14 protein-coding genes are annotated in these 17,183 nt (G+C 45.7%); all 14 read left to right on the top strand.

Features of this window, described 5'->3' with window-relative positions; translation table 11 throughout:
- Window positions 1-11: 11 nt before the first annotated feature.
- The 14 genes from mutL to A9176_RS00375 all read left to right on the top strand — a co-directional run bounded on the left by mutL (window position 12) and on the right by A9176_RS00375 (window position 17,151).
- Complete coding sequence (gene mutL, locus A9176_RS00440; RefSeq protein ID WP_077281839.1) at window positions 12-2,006, top strand: DNA mismatch repair endonuclease MutL; 1,995 nt, start codon at window positions 12-14, stop codon at window positions 2,004-2,006.
- A 41-nt stretch (window positions 2,007-2,047) separates the two neighbouring features.
- Window positions 2,048-2,560 (top strand): DUF1456 family protein, encoded by a 513-nt coding sequence (locus A9176_RS00435; RefSeq protein ID WP_077281838.1) that lies wholly within the window; start codon window positions 2,048-2,050, stop codon window positions 2,558-2,560.
- A gap of 67 nt (window positions 2,561-2,627) precedes the next feature.
- Window positions 2,628-3,041, top strand: coding sequence for a nucleoside-diphosphate kinase (gene ndk / locus A9176_RS00430; protein ID WP_010003529.1), 414 nt, complete (start codon window positions 2,628-2,630; stop codon window positions 3,039-3,041).
- Window positions 3,042-3,159: 118 nt separating this feature from the next.
- Window positions 3,160-4,038 carry a UDP-N-acetylmuramate dehydrogenase gene (gene murB, locus A9176_RS00425; protein WP_029510140.1) on the top strand — a complete coding sequence of 293 codons (879 nt, stop codon included), beginning with the start codon at window positions 3,160-3,162 and terminating at the stop codon, window positions 4,036-4,038.
- Between the two features lie 3 nt (window positions 4,039-4,041).
- Window positions 4,042-6,138, top strand: a complete 2,097-nt coding sequence (locus A9176_RS00420) for a Na+/H+ antiporter (protein WP_077281837.1) — start codon at window positions 4,042-4,044, stop codon at window positions 6,136-6,138.
- A gap of 64 nt (window positions 6,139-6,202) precedes the next feature.
- The gene (gene cdaA, locus A9176_RS00415) at window positions 6,203-7,021 is read left to right on the top strand and encodes a diadenylate cyclase CdaA (RefSeq protein WP_048700668.1); all 819 of its coding nucleotides are present in this window, start codon (window positions 6,203-6,205) and stop codon (window positions 7,019-7,021) included.
- Window positions 7,018-8,037 (top strand): CdaR family protein, encoded by a 1,020-nt coding sequence (locus A9176_RS00410; RefSeq protein WP_077281836.1) that lies wholly within the window; start codon window positions 7,018-7,020, stop codon window positions 8,035-8,037. Before cdaA ends, A9176_RS00410 begins: the two co-directional genes overlap by 4 nt.
- 18 nt (window positions 8,038-8,055) lie before the next feature.
- The gene (gene glmM / locus A9176_RS00405; RefSeq protein WP_010004104.1) at window positions 8,056-9,420 is read left to right on the top strand and encodes a phosphoglucosamine mutase; all 1,365 of its coding nucleotides are present in this window, start codon (window positions 8,056-8,058) and stop codon (window positions 9,418-9,420) included.
- Window positions 9,421-9,505: 85 nt separating this feature from the next.
- Window positions 9,506-10,207 (top strand): ribonuclease III, encoded by a 702-nt coding sequence (gene rnc / locus A9176_RS00400; protein ID WP_077283207.1) that lies wholly within the window; start codon window positions 9,506-9,508, stop codon window positions 10,205-10,207.
- Between the two features lie 4 nt (window positions 10,208-10,211).
- Complete coding sequence (smc, locus tag A9176_RS00395; RefSeq protein ID WP_077281835.1) at window positions 10,212-13,766, top strand: chromosome segregation protein SMC; 3,555 nt, start codon at window positions 10,212-10,214, stop codon at window positions 13,764-13,766.
- Between the two features lie 2 nt (window positions 13,767-13,768).
- On the top strand, window positions 13,769-15,091 hold the full coding sequence (gene ftsY / locus A9176_RS00390; protein WP_077281834.1) for a signal recognition particle-docking protein FtsY: 1,323 nt from the start codon (window positions 13,769-13,771) through the stop codon (window positions 15,089-15,091).
- Entirely contained in the window at window positions 15,088-15,432 is a 345-nt protein-coding gene (ylxM, locus tag A9176_RS00385; protein WP_010000174.1) for a YlxM family DNA-binding protein, read from the top strand. Before ftsY ends, ylxM begins: the two co-directional genes overlap by 4 nt.
- A gap of 64 nt (window positions 15,433-15,496) precedes the next feature.
- Window positions 15,497-16,972, top strand: a complete 1,476-nt coding sequence (gene ffh / locus A9176_RS00380) for a signal recognition particle protein (protein ID WP_048701436.1) — start codon at window positions 15,497-15,499, stop codon at window positions 16,970-16,972.
- Window positions 16,972-17,151 (top strand): hypothetical protein, encoded by a 180-nt coding sequence (locus A9176_RS00375; protein WP_010004267.1) that lies wholly within the window; start codon window positions 16,972-16,974, stop codon window positions 17,149-17,151. The genes ffh and A9176_RS00375 overlap by 1 nt, the downstream gene beginning before the upstream one ends.
- Window positions 17,152-17,183 lie beyond the last annotated feature (32 nt).

Here is a 17,183-nt window from a genome sequence, read left to right as displayed (position 1 = left end):
ACGGACGTTAAATGGGAAAAATACACGAACTCTCAAACTTATTAGCGAACCAAATCGCAGCGGGTGAAGTAATCGAACGACCGGCCAGTGTCGTCAAGGAATTAGTTGAAAATGCGATTGATGCTGGGGCTACCCAAATTGATGTGGTGGTTGAAAATGCCGGCCAATCACTGATTCGTGTCGTGGACAATGGCACAGGGATTGATCCAGAAGATGTGCCCTTAGCGTTCACGCGGCATGCCACCAGTAAAATTACGGATCGGCATGATTTATTTAATATTGTCTCGCTGGGCTTTCGTGGGGAAGCATTGCCGTCCATTGCCGCCATTGCCGATGTGACGCTGAACACGACAACTGAGACGGCACCGGCAGGTGTGATGTATCACATCAAGGGTGGGAAGGAAGTGCAGGTGACCCCAGCCAATGGCCGCCGTGGGACTGTGATTTCAGTTCGTGATTTGTTTTATAATACACCGGCTAGATTGAAATACCTCAAACGCCCACAAACAGAATTATCGCGTATCACTGATATTATGAATCGGTTGGCCTTGGCCTATACGAATATTGCATTTACTGTCACAGCCGATAATCGGCCCTTATTAAAAACTACTGGCAATGGCAATCAGCAACAGGTGATTGCGGCGATTTACGGGCGTGATGTGGCCCAAAAAATGTTAGCGATTGCAGGTGAAGATGATACATTTAATATCACTGGCTTTGTGTCCTTACCAGAATTAACGCGCGGGTCACGTGAGTATTTGACAGTACTTATTAACGGCCGCTTTATTAAAAATTTTGCCGTTTCTAATGCAGTGATTCGCGGCTATGGTTCTAAGCTGATGGTCGGGCGTTTTCCGATGGGCGTCATCAATATCAATACGGATCCCTTGTTGATTGATGTCAATGTCCACCCGCAAAAATCAGAAATTCGTTTAGCTAAGGAAGAAGAACTGGCAACGTTACTTGTTGAGACGATTAAGGCACGTTTAGCCCAAGAAAATTTAATTCCAGATGCCTATGAAAATTTGTATGGTCAGCAGTCGGTCATCGCCGCACATGATCGACCAACACCGCAACAGCAACCTACCCAACAAGCACCGTGGGTAACGGCCAGTGATACCGTCATCCAACCAACTGAACCCGTCAAGGCAAGCGAGACAGCAACTGATCGCTCAGCACAGGTGATTCATATTACGAATCGCACTCAACTCACCAGTGACGCTGTGCAAGCATTTGCGACAAAATACGCCAATGAACCGGCACTAACTGTCTTTGAACAACCGGCGGTGGTCAATCAGGTGACAGAACCAGTAATGCCGTATCAAGCACCGACCGAAAAGGTTGTTCAGGAAACGTTGGACGTCACACCAGCACGGCCGAGTGGCTTTCCAAACTTGGCTTACATTGGGCAAATGCATGGGACTTTTCTCTTTGCACAAAATAAGACCGGCTTATTTTTAATTGATCAACACGCCGCACAGGAACGGGTTAATTATGAATACTATCGTGACATCATTGGTGATGTGTCAGCTGATCAGCAGCGGTTACTCGTCCCAATTACCTTGAATTACGCCACGTCAGATATGCTAAAAATCGCTGATTATGCAGCGGATTTAGCTGCTGTTGGGTTACATCTAGAAACGTTTGGTCCCAATACACTCATTGTCCGAGAACATCCGACGTGGTTTGCCAAAGAACAAGTGGCCGAGACGATTCGTGAAATGATTGATTGGTTACTCCGTGATGGCCATCTGACCGTAGCTGAATTTCGTGAACGGACGGCGATTATGATGAGTTGTAAGCGGGCCATTCGGGCTAATATGCATTTATCAGATAGCCAAGCACGCACCTTGCTGGAAACATTATCACAAGCTGAAAACCCGTATAATTGCCCACATGGTCGTCCCGTGTTGACACAATTTACGTTAACTGAGATGGAAAAAATGTTTAAGCGCATTCAAGATGCGCATGAAAAATGGGAAACCTACGATAACCATCCATACTAAACGCAGCGCAGATTTGCGCGGTACATACTAGGAGAAATATTATGAATAATAACGATATTATCATTCGTTTACGTTACGCACTTAATATTAAAAAGACTGACATGCTTAAAATTTTTGAATTGGGTGGCATCACGCTTGATGAAGCGCAATTGACAGCGTTGCTCACCAAGCAAGCCGAAGGAACACCACGTGATGAAAAGGTTGATATGCATACTTTAGAAGCCTTTATGAATGGCTTGATTATTTCACAGCGTGGCCAGAAAATCGGGGCTGATCTCAAGCCAGTACCACCAACTTTTGATATGACAAAAGAAGATGACATCAATAACGTTGTCATGAAAAAGCTGAAAATTGCGATGTCTTACACCAGTGACGATTATCTTGGCTTTTTAGAAACGGCAGGCATTACCATTTCCAATAACGAGCTAAGTGCCGTCTTGCGCCGGCCAGATCACCGCAATTATAAGCCAGCAGGGGACCGTTACCTGCGCAATATTTTAAAGGGCATGGCCATGACTTACCGACCAGAAGATATTAAAAAAACAGCGCGTTAAACGTATTGTAAGCGGTTTCTATTCCGTGTAAAATGGAGATGAGGCACAAGACTTGGAGGAAGTAAGCATGACAGAACGTACCTTTATGATGATTAAGCCAGATGGTGTACAACGTGCTAAAGTTGGTGAAATCATTCGCCGTATTGAGGCCAAGGGTTATCAGATTGTGGCCATGAAGATGTTAACGCCAACACCAGAATTGTTGGCGCAGCACTACGCAGAACATGTTGATAAGCCTTTTTATCCTGATTTGGTCACTTATATGACGTCTGGTCCAGTCGTTGCCATGATTGGTGAAGGTGATGAAATCATCGCTGGTTGGCGGAATATGATGGGCGCTACTGATCCAACTAAAGCCTTGCCTGGTACAATTCGTGGTGACTTAGCACGTGCTTGGGATGCTGCCGCTATTATGAATTTGGTCCATGGGTCAGATAGTGAAGCCGCAGCCAAGCGTGAAATTGCGCTCTGGTTTGATTAATCCAAAAAAGCTTGACTTAGCCAAGTGGCGATATGTCAAGCTTTTTTTGTGCAATGTGCGTGGTGAGGCGCAAAGTTTGGTAGAATAGAACTATAGATTCGGAGTTGAGATTTAGAAAATGACAATAGATAATATTACAATATTAAAAAATCAACCACTAGCGCCTTATGCCCACACCCAGGTGGGCGGCGTGGTGGATTATTTAGCAATCCCTAAAACACTGGCTGAATTACAGGCTTTGCTGGCTTGGGCGCGGTCAGCCCAATACCCAATTCATGTTTTTGGCCGTTTATCTAATTTAGTGGTACGCAATGGTGGACTACGCGGTTTGGTAATTTTATTGCACGAATTGCGCGATATTCAAGTTAGTGGTGAGACAATCACTGCTGATGCCGGCGCTGATTTAATTCTTGTGACAGAAATTGCTCTGGAACATGGGTTAACGGGGATGGAATGGGGCGCAGGGATTCCTGGCTCAGTTGGTGGTGCCATCTTTATGAATGCTGGGGCTTATGGCGGACAAACCGACATGGTTGCCACGTCGGTGACAGCCATTATGCCAGATGGGTCATTGCAAACTTTTGCAGCAGATGCGCTGAATTTTGGGTATCGTCAATCCGTTTTCCAAGAAAATGGGGGCGTGATTGTCAGCGCGACGTTTACACTTCAGTCAGATGAACCAACGGCTATTCAAGCACGCATGGATGACAATAATTTCCGTCGCGCCAATAAGCAACCGTTGAATTATCCGTCTAATGGGTCGGTGTTTAAGCGACCAACGGGTTATTTTGCGGGGAAGTTAATTATGGATTCCGGTTTACAAGGAACACGCGTCGGCGGCGTTGAAGTGTCAAGAAAACATGCCGGTTTTATGGTCAACGTTGCCAATGGCACAGGTAATGATTATGAAGATTTAATCCATTTGGTGCAAGCGACCGTTAAAGAAAAATACGGGGTAACACTGGAGACAGAAGTACGTATTATAGGAGAAAGATAAACGATGTGGATACTTGAATTGGTCGTTATTCTGATTGTTTCAGTGACTTTCTCTAATATTATTTCGCACTTTGTGCCGGAAGTGCCGATTAGTCTTTTTCAAATCGTGATTGGGTTATTCTTATCATTATTGTTAGGGGTTAATGTCGACATTGACGCGCATTGGTTCATGTTATTGTTTGTGGCGCCGTTGCTTTATAATGATGCCTGGCGCTTTCCAAAACGTGAATTATGGGAGCTACGTGGCCCCATCTTAGGAAATGCTATCCTGTTAGTCCTACTCACCACGTTAATTGGTGGGTACTTTATTCACTTGTTGATGCCACAATTGCCAAACTCTGTAGCGTTAGCGTTGGCAGCCGTGGTATCGCCAACTGATCCGGTGGCGGTACAAGCCATCGCTAAACGTGTTAGATTACCAGAAAGTGTCTTACATATTGTCGCTGGTGAAAGTTTGATTAACGATGCGAGTGGTTTGGTGAGTTTTAACACGGCCATTAAAGCCACGGTAGTCGGGACATTTTTAATCGGGCAAGCGGTGACGAACTTTTTCTGGATGACCTTCATGGGGCTTATTGTTGGTTTAGCCTTAGGGAGTCTGCTCAGTTGGTTGCGCGATACGTTCGATCGCGTCGGCTTAAATGATGTCGTGTTTCATACAGTGATGACGCTGTTAGCACCATTTTTGATTTATTGGACAGCTGAAGCTGTTTTCCATGCATCAGGTGTCATTGCCGTAGTAGCCGGTGGGGTGCTGACTAAAATCTTAAGTGATCAGCATATCAACGCGCGGCATCCAGAAATTTCGGTGACAGCGGTTCGTACGTGGGAAATCTTCGTGTATTTGCTCAACGGGATTATTTTCGTGCTGTTGGGGATTGGGTTGCCGCCCATTGTGGTGGCGGTTGTCAAAAACGCACAAATCCATACCGGACAAGCGATTCTCTATGGTGTGATTGTTTGGCTCATTATTTTTACCATTCGGACATTATGGACGTATGGCAATCAGGTCGTGTGGTATCTGCGCAACCGTGATCAAAAACCAACGGTTAAAATGGCCATTATTTCTGGTCTAACGGGTGTTCGTGGGGCGGTGACGATGGCGGCGGTTATGACTGTCCCAGCCGTTATTCAAGATGGCTCGGCATTTCCACAGCGAGATTTGTTGATTTTCATTGCGGCGGTTGTCGTGATTGTTAGTTTATTAGTCGCGACGATTATGTTACCAATTGTCACGAAAGTCCGGTCATCACACGACTTTACGCAGCCAGAAATTTCTGATGCTGAGTTACCGGAGACGGGCGAAGGCCGTGAAGCTGAATTATCAGAATCACGCGCACGTATTTTTGCCATCCAAGTAGGTATTGCAACATTGCGTGAGCAACAAAATGATACCAATCGCGCTGTGGTTTATGAATTGATTACGCGGAAGCAAGCCACAATCGCCCAAATTCGCGAACAGCTTATGGGCGAAAAAGCTGAGGATGTTCAGTTTGATAACTCAGAGTTACGGCGAATTGCTTTGGATGCGCAACGCAATCGGTTGCAGCAATTATTGGTTGAAGAGAAAATTTCAATCTTAATTTTCTCCATTCAATCTCGGCGCCTAGAACGCTTAGAAAAATTAATTGGTGCGGATAAAAAGTTTGATAACTCTGCGCATTGGGTCCGTATTTTAACACGGCGAGCTTTGCGTAGTGTCCGGATTTGGTTGTCAGATGAATCAAACAAACAGTTCAAAGCGGAAACCTCATTAGCGATTCGCGAGATGGCTAAGGCTGCGATTAAGGCGTTGTCGCAACACATGGAAAAGTATGATGGTGATACTGTTTTGCACCGTATGGAAAGACAAAATGCTTATGAGCTGATTGTGGTTTACCGCTATCAGATTGAACACGAAAAACATCCCGATACACCAGAACAGCGTGAATTAGATGATAAACAGCGCATGGAACTTGAATTACTCGCTTTAAATGCCCAACGTGAAACGATTCAAGATCTTTACGAACAAGGCCGGATTACACGTCAAGCGGGGATCAATATCCGCCAATTTATCAACTATGCGGAAACAGCAGCGCTAGCAGGTAAAAATGAAGAATAGGGCAACACCGTTCATCGTATTGTTGCCGTCAAGTTATTGCTTAAAATTCAGTAAAGGAAAACCTATGCTATCGTACTTAACCATGTCCAACCTCATGCACGCGGTTGATATTATTATTATTTGGTTCTTACTCTATAAGATTATTCAGTTTGTTGAAGGCACGCGTGCGCTCCAAATTTTATTTGGCGTCGGGGCAATTATTTTGGTCAAAGTGGTGAGTTGGTATTTAGGCCTCACAACTTTGTCGTGGGTCATGGATCAATTGATTACTTGGGCGCCAATTGCCTTGGTGGTGATTTTTCAGCAAGAAATTCGTCGCGGTCTGGAAACGTTAGGGCGTGGCTTGACGCTACGACGATCGCATGTTGACAATGCAGAAGAAAATCAACTGATCAAAAGTTTAGATGATGCGCTACAATATATGTCAAAACGGCGTATCGGGGCCTTAATTACAATTGAGCGTGAGACGCAACTGGATGATTACATTAAAACAGGTATTAAGTTGGATGCGGCAATTTCTGGGCAATTACTGATTAATACGTTTATTCCTAATACGCCACTGCATGATGGTGCCGTGATTATTAGTAAAGATCGTATTGCTGCCGCTGCCGCTTATTTGCCACTGTCTGAAAGTGTCCGAATTCCAAAAGAATTAGGCACACGTCATCGTGCCGCGGTTGGTATTTCGGAAGCCAGTGATGCCATTACGGTGGTAGTGTCGGAAGAAACCGGTGAGATATCCATCACGCAAAACGGCGATTTATTGCGCCGTATGGATCAGGAAAGCTACCTTAACTTCTTCAAACATCAGTTCTTGGCATCCGATGAAGATTTGGCGGCTAAAAAACACTGGTGGCAAAAGAAAGGGAGGTCAGCCTCATGAAAAAAGTTGGCCAGTCAAAAATTGTTAACCTTGTGATTTCGTTGGTAATCGCAATTCTCCTCTCAGCGTATGTGTTAAGCACAAAAACGGCGAGTCTCACGTCTAATGGGTCGGATAATTTTTCGACGTTGATACCGGAAAAAAAGGCGACTTTAAAAGTCCCATTGAATTTACAATTTGATAGTGATAATTATGTTGCTGTCGGTGCACCGGCAACGGTCGACGTTGACATTGAAGGGTCAGGGGCTTTAATTTCCGCTACCCAAAGTCGTAATGATATTCAAGCTAGTGCCGATCTACGTGGCCTAAAACCAGGGAAACATACGGTGACGGTTGCGTTACGCGGCGTGAATGCGTCATTGACATCTACGGTAACCCCACAAAAGATTACGGTCACGATTGCCAAGAAGGCCGCGGTGACTTTGCCAATTCACGTCAACTATGATCAAAGTAAAATTGCCCAAGGTTACACGGTCAGTGAAGTGGTCAGTGATCCGAAGCGCGTGACGATCAGTGGGCCAAAGACAAATGTGGATGCGGTTGAGACAGTCGCCGCACAAGTGGCATTACAGTCAGGGATTAAAGATACGGTAATTCAGGTTGTCCGTTTGGTGGCTTATGATAAGGATGGTCATGTGGTTGAAGTGAATTTCGACCAAAGGTCAACGACTGTGACAATGGTGATTACACCAGCAGACAGTAAGAAATTATCACTGACACCAACGCTTAAAAATGCCGGTAGCAACAAATATCAAGTCACATTTGATCCAAAAAATGTGACGGCCTATGGTGCTTCTGATATACTTAATGCTATGAGTGATCTGAGCGTGCCGATTGATGTCTCGCAAGTTCAAGGTAACGGTACATTGACAGTGACGTTACCGGCGATTGCCGGCATTGTCCGTTATGATGTCAAATCTGTAACGGCACAAGTGACACAAGTCATGGATGGGGATCAGAGTAGTAGTTCATCTTCTACGACGAGTGCCTCGTCTTCCAGCCATTCAACGAATTAAAAAGAACAGGACAAAACAATGTCAGAAATTAAATTAAAATATTTTGGAACAGACGGTGTGCGTGGTATTGCCAATGACACGTTAACGCCAGAATTGGCTTTCCGTCTCGGACGTGCCGGTGGTGCTATTTTGACACGCCACGCACAAGATGATAAGAAGCCAGTTGTTATTGTTGGCCGTGATACACGTATTTCAGGTGAAATGCTGCAACAAGCCATTATTGCTGGCTTCTTGTCAGTTGGAATTGATGTGTTGCGTTTAGGTGTGATTACAACACCAGCGGTGGCATTTTTGGTGCAAAACCTTGAAGCCGATGCCGGTGTCCAAATCACCGCTTCACATAATCCAGCAGCTGATAATGGGATTAAATTTTTCGGTAATGATGGCTTCAAATTATCCGATGAACTCGAATTTGAGATTGAACAATTGCTAGATAGTCCAGTCGATGATTTGCCACGCCCGAGTGCAGCCGGTTTGGGCGTTGTGAATAATTACCCAGAAGGCGCTTTGAAGTATTTGAGCTTTTTGCAAAAAACAATTCCAACTGATTTGGAAGGGATGCGTATTGCGCTTGACGGCGCTAATGGAGCAACGAGTGGGTTGCTGGCGCATTTGTTTGCTGATTTAAATGCTGACTTTGTGATGATGGGAACGCAACCAAATGGGCTCAACATCAATGACGGTGTCGGCTCAACCCATCCAGAAGCATTGGCAGCCTTTGTGACTGAAAATGACGTTCAGGTTGGCTTGGCTTTTGATGGCGATGGTGATCGGCTGATTGCGGTTGATGAAAATGGTGAGATTGTCGATGGTGACAAGATTATGTACATCACAGGGAAGTTTATGGATGCACAGGGTCGCTTGAAGCACCATACTGTGGTTTCAACTGTGATGAGTAATATTGGTTTTTACAAGGCATTGTCTGAACACGGCATGACGAGTGTGAAAACGGCTGTGGGTGACCGTTATGTCATGGCTGAGATGCTGGCATCTGGTTACAACCTCGGTGGTGAACAATCAGGGCACATTATTTTCAGTGACTGGGCAACAACTGGTGATGGCTTGCTCACAGCACTGCAACTTCTTTATGTCATGAAAGAAACTGGCAAGAAACTGTCAGAATTGGCCGCTGAAGTCCAAATTTACCCACAAAAGTTAGTCAACATTCCAGTTGCGGATAAAATTGCGATCCAACAAGATCCAGCAGTGATCGCAAAGATTGCCGAAGTGGAAATGAAAATGGCTGGTGATGGTCGTGTGCTTGTCCGTGCATCAGGGACTGAGTCACTCTTACGCGTCATGGCTGAAGCCCCAACAGTTGAACAAGTTGATGAATACGTTGAAGAAATCGCGGCGGTTGTGCGTGCGCGTGCCAACGGTTAAGACAAAGGAAGTCCCAAGTTTGTGATAAACAGAGGGCTTTTTTGTTATAATAAAGTATCAAACTATGACTTCAAAGGATAAAATCGTGTCACAAGACAGTTTTAAACAATACTTACGGACCGAATTCAATATTGTATTTCATGATGAGGACTTATTACTAGAAGCGCTCACTCAGCGTAACTACCTGAACGAACATCCGAACGAACCAGGTCGGGACTACCAGCGGTTAGAGTTTTTAGGTGATTCGGTGATGCAAGTCTCAGTTGCCGAATATTTGTTTAAGCGCTATCCCGATTGGCATGAAGGGCAATTAACCGAAATGCGTATTGCCATGGTACAGACACGATCATTCGCCCATTTCTCACGTTTAGTGCATTTGAACGAAGCTGTGCGCTTGGGTAAAGGTGAGGAAATGTCTGGTGCGCGTGAACGTGACTCGTTGTTGGAAGATATCTGGGAAGCCTTTATCGGCGCATTGTATTTGGATCAAGGGGCAGACGCCGTGCAAGAATTTTTAGAGCGCACGTTATTTGCTGCCATTGATACCGGCTTTTTTGATCGCTTTATTGACTTTAAAAGTCGCTTGCAAGAAAAGTTGCAAGTGAACGGCGCGGTCGTCATTGATTACCAGACAGAACGTGAGCAAGCCATGGCTGATAAAACACAGATATTTGAAGCGAGTGTCTCTGTTGATGGGCATGAGTTGGCCCGCGGGACTGGCAAGTCGATTAAAGATGCAGAAAAGGCTGCGGCCCGTGCAGCCTTAAAACTATTGGAAGAAAACTAAGCTTATGAAACTTAAATCCCTTGAAATCAGTGGCTTTAAGTCTTTTGCTGATAAAACGGTTATTGAATTTATGCCAGGCATGACTGGCATTGTAGGACCAAATGGTTCTGGAAAATCAAATATTATCGAAGCGATTCGTTGGGTAATGGGTGAACAGAGTGCCAAAGATTTACGCGGTACCAAAATGGCAGACATTATTTTTGGTGGGACCAATACCCGACCCGCTTTAAATCGGGCCGAGGTCTCGATGACTTTTGATAATACCGATCACTACATCAAATCAGATTTTAGTGAAATTCGTATCACCCGTAAATTGTATCGCTCCGGTGAGAGTAGCTATCAAATTAATGGCATGGAAAGTCGCTTGCGAGATATTCATGAACTATTTATGGATACTGGCTTGGGACGGGAAAGTTTTTCAATTATTTCACAGGGTCGGGTGGAAAGCATTTTTAATGCTAAACCAGAAGACCGTCGCAGTATTATTGAAGAAGTTGCGGGTGTTTATCAATATAAACAAAATAAACAACGCGCACAAAAGGAATTACAACAAACAACTGATAATTTAGCGCGTGTGGCCGATATTATTCATGAAATTGAAGGTCGAATTGAACCTTTAGCTGAACAATCTGCGCAGGCAACCGATTATATCGCCCAAAAAGCGCGTTTTGACACGTTAGATCGTCTTCGACTAGCGCTGACACAACAAGCATTAGTTGAACAAAAAGCGCAAGCGACGGCTGAACTCACCCGCCAAGATGCGCAAGTGAACCACACTAAAACAACCGTCGATGCGCTCAATCAAACCTTAGCGCAAAAACGGCAAGCCCGTGTCAATGAACAAAAGACGCGAGACGCCTTGCAAGCCACTATTTTGCAAGAAACGCAAGCCTGTGAGCGACTGATTGGGGCACAAAACCTCAGTTCTCAACAGCTTGAAACCCTACAGGGGAAAATTGCTGACCAGCAAGTTCGCGCACAAGAGATTGCTGAACGTGTGACCGATCTTGACGCACAACTGCAAGCGGTGACGGCACAACAAACGGCCCTAACGCAGAAACGCCAAGCGTTAAAACGACAACTGACTGCTTTTGACAACCAAGCATCTGCGACCCAACAAGCAACGCTTGAAGCTGACCTTGAGAAAAATCGGCATGCATATATCCAAACAATGCAAACCATTGCCGCCTTACATAATGCGTTACAACATGATGACAAGACGCAACAAGCATTGCAGAGTCGGCAACAAATTCTCCAGCAACGGTTACAACAGGAAGTGGCGAAGCACGAAGAATTGTTGGCAGCTACTGCCGGTGACACACCAACAACAGCCGATGACAGCGATCTGACGGTCTTGTCAATAGAGGTTACCAAGCTCAAGCAACAATTGGCCCAAGCAACGCAAAGTTATCAACAAACTGAAAAGCAATGGTATGCGGCCCTAAATGATTTAAATAAGGCTAAAAGTCAACGCGATGCATTGCATGCGTTAGATGAGTACGCTGGCTTTTATCAAGGTGTCCGGGCGGTCATGCAAGCAGCGGTTCGAGCAAAGTTTCCAGGGATCCAAGGGGTGGTTGCTGAATTGTTAGCAGTACCAAGTGACTATACCAAAGCGATTGAAACCGTCCTTGGTGGCGCCTTGCAGCAAATCGTGGTGGATACAACCGATACGGCAAAGCAGGTGATTCGTTATTTGACGCAAAAACGGGCGGGACGGGTCACAATTTTACCCATCGATACCATTAAGCCACGGCGTTTGACTGGTATTGAGCGTATTAAAGAGATGCCAGGCTTCGTTGGGATTGCAGAAGATTTGGTTACGATGCCGGCAGGTATGGCGGGTATTAGCGGTAATTTATTGGGCAATACCGTTGTGGCAGCCACACTAGATGACGCGACGCAAATCGCACGAGCGGGTCAATATCGTTTCCGCGTGGTGAGCCTTGATGGCCAAGTCGTTAATGCTGGGGGCTCGCTAACTGGTGGGGCCAACCAACAACGTGGGGCAACAATTTTAAGTCGTCAGACGGAATTGAAGCAACTCACGGCCCGTGTGGATGAATTAGCCACGCAAGCCCAAACGCTTGAACAACAACTACAAGCACAGCGCGCCACTGGTGACCAGCTACGCGAAGCTTTGCAGACGGCTGAGACCGCGTTCGCCACGGCTAAAAATGAAACAGCCAAGGTAGATTATGAATTATCACGCCGTCAAGATGCGGTCAAACAGCAAGCCCGTGTTGTCCAAGCTTTGCAGTTTGAGTTAAACGAACTGGCAACACAATTGGCCGAAGGCCAAACGCAAGCCACACAAAATCAAACGGCATTGGCAGAGGCGACAACCGCAAAGACCAAACAAGAGGCGGAGACGGCTCGCTTGAATGAGGAACTACAGGCTATTTCACAGCAATCAGAAGCCTCTAATGCGGAAAAAGTAGCCGTGCAAACGGCCTATGCGGCGGTGCAAGCCCAACGCGATAGTGTAACCAGCCAAGTGCAATTACTGCAAACACAACACGAGGACTTACTGCAGCAACAAGCTGCAGTAGCCCATACGTTAGCTGACTTACAAGCACAATTACAAGCTGCCAAAGATAATAGCCAAAATGACGCTGTGATTGCAGCAACCACAGCACGTTTAGCAACAGCCCAACAGACGTGTGATGCTACAACACAGCGGATTGCGCTGCTGTCAGATGAGGTGGTGTTGCTGGAAGAGCAGTTAGCCACGCAACAAGAAACCTTACGGGTACAAACTGGGGTCCAGAGTCAATTGGCTGCCCAATTAGCACGCCTTGAAACGCAACTCGACAATAGTCAGTCACAATTATTGACGCAATATGAGACAGTCGACATCGTCGATATTATTGGGACGCATGATGTGCAGGAATTGCCAGCCATTACTGAACAACTTGCACTCGTTAAACGTGGTTTAGACGAGATTGGGACGGTTAACCTGGGCGCGATTGAAGAGTATGAAGCGGTTAAAGCACGCTTTGACTTTTTGACGCAACAGCGCGATGATTTACGACAAGCAAAAGAAATTTTGCTCCAAACAATTGACGAAATGGATGACGAAGTGCGGGTCCGGTTTAAAACGACTTTTGACGCCATTGCAGCGCGTTTCTCAGAAACTTTTGCGCAAATGTTTGGTGGTGGCCAGGCTGAGATTCGCTTGACGGATCCTAAGCACTTGCTGACCACAGGCATTGACATTATTGCCCAACCACCAGGCAAAAAGTTCCAACAAATGAGCTTGTTGTCGGGTGGTGAAAAGGCCTTGACTGCTATGACGTTACTTTTCGCCATTTTGCATGTCCGCCCAGTACCTTTTGTGGTATTTGATGAGGCGGAAGCAGCTTTGGATGAAGCGAACGTGAGTCGCTTTGCCAAATATTTGTTAGATTTTGCCGGCGGTACCCAATTTATTGTCATTACGCATCGGAAAGGGACGATGATGAAAGCCAACCTGTTGTATGGCGTGACCATGCAAGAGGCGGGTGTGTCAAAAATGATTGCAGTCGATTTAGATAAAGTAACAGAAAGTGTAGGTTAACGATGGGATTATTTGATATTTTCCGTAAGAAAACTGCGGCCAATCACGAAGCACCAACTGAAGAAACGACGACCAGCACGACGGATGAGACGACGGTCACAACTGATGCCAAGACATCAGAAACTGAAACGGCGACAACACCGGTTGACACATCAAATGAGACTGTGCCACCATTAGCCGAAGCCGAAGCCGAAGCCGAAGCCGAAGCCGAAGCCGAAGCCGAAGCCGAAGCCGAAGCCGAAGCCGAAGCCGAAGCCGAAGCCGAAGCCGAAGCCGAAGCCGAAGCCGAAGCCGAAGCCGAAGCCGAAGCCGAAGCCGAAGCCGAAGCCGAAGCCGAAGCCGAAGCCGAAGCCGAAGCCGAAGCCGAAGCCGAAGCCGAAGCCGAAGTTGTGACCGAACAGGAAATCTATACACAAGGTTTGACCAAGACACGGACTGGTTTTGCCGCCAAGTTCAACCAATTTTTGGCTAATTTCCGTTCGGTAGATGAAAACTTTTTTGAAGAACTTGAAGAAACGTTGGTGGGCGCTGATGTTGGCTTTGACATGGCCATCAAGATTTCGGATGACTTACGTGAAGAAGTCAAGCTTGCCAATGCCAAGCGACCAGAAGATGTGAAACAAGTCATCGTTAAAAAAATGGTTGACATGTATGAAGCTGACGGTGTTAATGAAGATGCGACCATGCATTTTAATGCCAACGGCACTACCGTTATCTTGTTCGTTGGTGTCAACGGTGTGGGTAAAACAACCACGATTGGAAAGTTAGCCACAAAGTATCAACAACAAGGCAAATCAGTGTTATTGGCAGCTGCTGATACTTTCCGTGCTGGCGCCACCAAGCAACTGCAAGAATGGGGTGAACGCGCCCATGTCCCAGTGGTTGCTGGGAAAGAAAAGGCGGATCCCGCATCAGTTGTGTACGAAGCCGTTGCTAAGGCACGTGACGAACATTATGATATTTTGTTTGTGGATACGGCGGGTCGTTTACAAAACAACGTGAACTTGATGCAAGAGTTGGAAAAGATGAAGCGTATTATTCAACGCGAAATTCCAGATGCACCGCATGAAGTCTTGCTTGTTTTGGATGCGACGACGGGTCAAAATGCGTTACAGCAAGCCAAACTCTTTAAGGATTCATCGGATGTTACAGGCATTGTGTTGACTAAGATGGACGGGACGGCCAAAGGTGGGATTGTGTTTGCCATCCGTAATGAGATGCAATTGCCTGTAAAATGGATTGGCTTTGGTGAAAAAGCGCAAGATTTGCGTGAATTCAAACCAGAAGAATTCATTTATGGCCTCTTTAAGGACTTAATCGCATGAATTTCGCAGAGAAAAATCAGATTACGCGGTTATTTGGCTTTTATGGTGGTTTATTGACACTTAAACAGCAGGATTATTTGCGTTATTATTTTGAAGATGATTATTCCATTGTTGAAATTGCGGAAGCAGAGCATGTCAGTCGACAAGCTGTGTCGGACAATATTAAGCGTGGGATTGATCAATTAGTCAAATACGAACAAGTCTTGCATTTACAAGCAGACTTTGAGGCGCGTGCAGCCATTGAGCAGCAAGTGCAAGATTATATTAGCTTGTATTATAATAAAGATGACCAGTTAAAGCAGCTGGTGTCACAATTAATGGCGCATGAAATAGAAGACTAGTGCCAAGACGCTAAAAAGGGGAGATATAGTACCGCTGGCGACAGTCCGGTGTTATACAAAGATTATGGCATTTGAAAATTTAACTGAACGCCTATCCAAGGCAATGAAAAACCTGACCGGCCGTGGTCGTGTCAGTGAAGAAGATTTACGTGCAACGATGCGCGAAATTCGTTTGGCCTTGTTGGAAGCCGACGTCAACTATGACACGGTGAAAAGGTTTGTGACCAATGTCCGTGAAAAGGCCAGCGGCGCCGACATTTTAGAAGGTTTGAACCCAGCCCAACAAGTTGTCAAAATTGTTAATGATGAATTGACGGCAACTATGGGTGAAGAAGCCGTACCGTTGAATAAGTCACCAAAAATCCCAACGATCATTATGATGGCTGGTTTGCAAGGTGCGGGTAAAACGACGACGGTTGCCAAATTAGCTTACAAATTAAAAACTGAAGAAAAGGCACGGCCTTTGCTGATTGCAGCCGATGTTTACCGACCAGCTGCCATTGATCAGTTGGAGATTTTGGGGCGTGATTTGGATATCCCAGTTTTCCAATTGGGTACTGATGTTGACCCACGTGAAATCGTGCGCCAAGGACTTGCCAAGGCTGCGGAAAATAAGAACGACTATGTCTTTATTGATACGGCCGGTCGTTTGCAAATTGATGAAGTCTTGATGCAAGAATTAAAAGATGTCGCTGAAATTGCTCAACCAGATGAAATCTTGTTGACAGTTGATGCCATGACGGGACAAAACGCTGCCGAAACGGCAAAAGGCTTTGCTGAAGCGCTCGACTTAACTGGGGTTGTGCTCACAAAGCTTGATGGCGATACTCGTGGTGGGGCTGCGTTGTCAATTCGTGATGTGACAGGCAAGCCAATTAAGTTTGTCGGCCAAGGAGAAAAGCCAACGGATTTGGATGTCTTTTATCCTGAGCGAATGGCCTCACGCATCTTGGGGATGGGTGACGTCCTCACGTTGATTGAAAAAGCCCAACGTGATTTTGACGAAGAAGAACAAGCCAAGCAACTTGAAAAGATGCGTCAAAACACATTTGACTTCAATGATTTTGTGTCACAATTGAAGCAAGTGCAAAAGATGGGGCCAATGGAAGATTTGTTAAAAATGATTCCAGGTATGGCCAATAACCCGGCCTTGGCTAATATCAATATTGATGCCAAGCAATTTGCGCATTTGGAAGCTATTGTGAACTCAATGACACCAGCCGAACGTGAAAATCCGGATCTCATCAATCCATCACGCCGACGTCGTTTAGCTGCCGGTGCGGGTCGCCCAATTGTTGAAGTGAACCGCATGATTAAGCAGTTTGATCAAATGCGTAAGATGATGAATCAAGCGACGAATGGTAATTTTGGTGGTATTGATAAGATGATGGGTGGTGCCGGTATGGACATGTCGTCTCTTATGGGCGGCATGGGCGGTGGCATGCCAACGGGTAACTTCGGTCAAAAGGTGCAAAACTTTGCGATGAAGCAAGCTGCTCGTCGCTTGCAAAAAGCCAAAAAGAAGCGTGGTAGAAAGTAATGGCTAAGTTAGAACGGGTATTACCCACGTTTATCTTTGTCGTCATGTTGGGGTCAAACTTACTCAACATGCAACGTAGCACACTGCCAGCAATCGCTTTGGCGATTATTGGCGCGTTAATACCTGCCATTGTGGTTTTTGCACTAATCCGGTTTTTAACTTGGTGGCTACAACGCTAGGGGATTATTGTTAAAAAGGAATAGACAGTAAA

Origin of the sequence: Leuconostoc garlicum, assembly GCF_001998805.1 — a bacterium.
Lineage (GTDB): Bacteria > Bacillota > Bacilli > Lactobacillales > Lactobacillaceae > Leuconostoc > Leuconostoc lactis.
This window is presented reverse-complemented; position numbering and strand designations above follow the sequence as displayed.

What these genes read in the sequence shown, in the direction of transcription:
- mutL (WP_077281839.1), top strand. Translation starts at nt 12, where the DNA reads ATGGGAAAAATACACGAACTCTCAAACTTATTAGCGAACCAAATCGCA.
- A9176_RS00435 (WP_077281838.1), top strand. Translation starts at nt 2,048, where the DNA reads ATGAATAATAACGATATTATCATTCGTTTACGTTACGCACTTAATATT.
- ndk (WP_010003529.1), top strand. Translation starts at nt 2,628, where the DNA reads ATGACAGAACGTACCTTTATGATGATTAAGCCAGATGGTGTACAACGT.
- murB (WP_029510140.1), top strand. Translation starts at nt 3,160, where the DNA reads ATGACAATAGATAATATTACAATATTAAAAAATCAACCACTAGCGCCT.
- A9176_RS00420 (WP_077281837.1), top strand. Translation starts at nt 4,042, where the DNA reads ATGTGGATACTTGAATTGGTCGTTATTCTGATTGTTTCAGTGACTTTC.
- cdaA (WP_048700668.1), top strand. Translation starts at nt 6,203, where the DNA reads ATGCTATCGTACTTAACCATGTCCAACCTCATGCACGCGGTTGATATT.
- A9176_RS00410 (WP_077281836.1), top strand. Translation starts at nt 7,018, where the DNA reads ATGAAAAAAGTTGGCCAGTCAAAAATTGTTAACCTTGTGATTTCGTTG.
- glmM (WP_010004104.1), top strand. Translation starts at nt 8,056, where the DNA reads ATGTCAGAAATTAAATTAAAATATTTTGGAACAGACGGTGTGCGTGGT.
- smc (WP_077281835.1), top strand. Translation starts at nt 10,212, where the DNA reads ATGAAACTTAAATCCCTTGAAATCAGTGGCTTTAAGTCTTTTGCTGAT.
- ftsY (WP_077281834.1), top strand. Translation starts at nt 13,769, where the DNA reads ATGGGATTATTTGATATTTTCCGTAAGAAAACTGCGGCCAATCACGAA.
- ylxM (WP_010000174.1), top strand. Translation starts at nt 15,088, where the DNA reads ATGAATTTCGCAGAGAAAAATCAGATTACGCGGTTATTTGGCTTTTAT.
- ffh (WP_048701436.1), top strand. Translation starts at nt 15,497, where the DNA reads ATGGCATTTGAAAATTTAACTGAACGCCTATCCAAGGCAATGAAAAAC.
- A9176_RS00375 (WP_010004267.1), top strand. Translation starts at nt 16,972, where the DNA reads ATGGCTAAGTTAGAACGGGTATTACCCACGTTTATCTTTGTCGTCATG.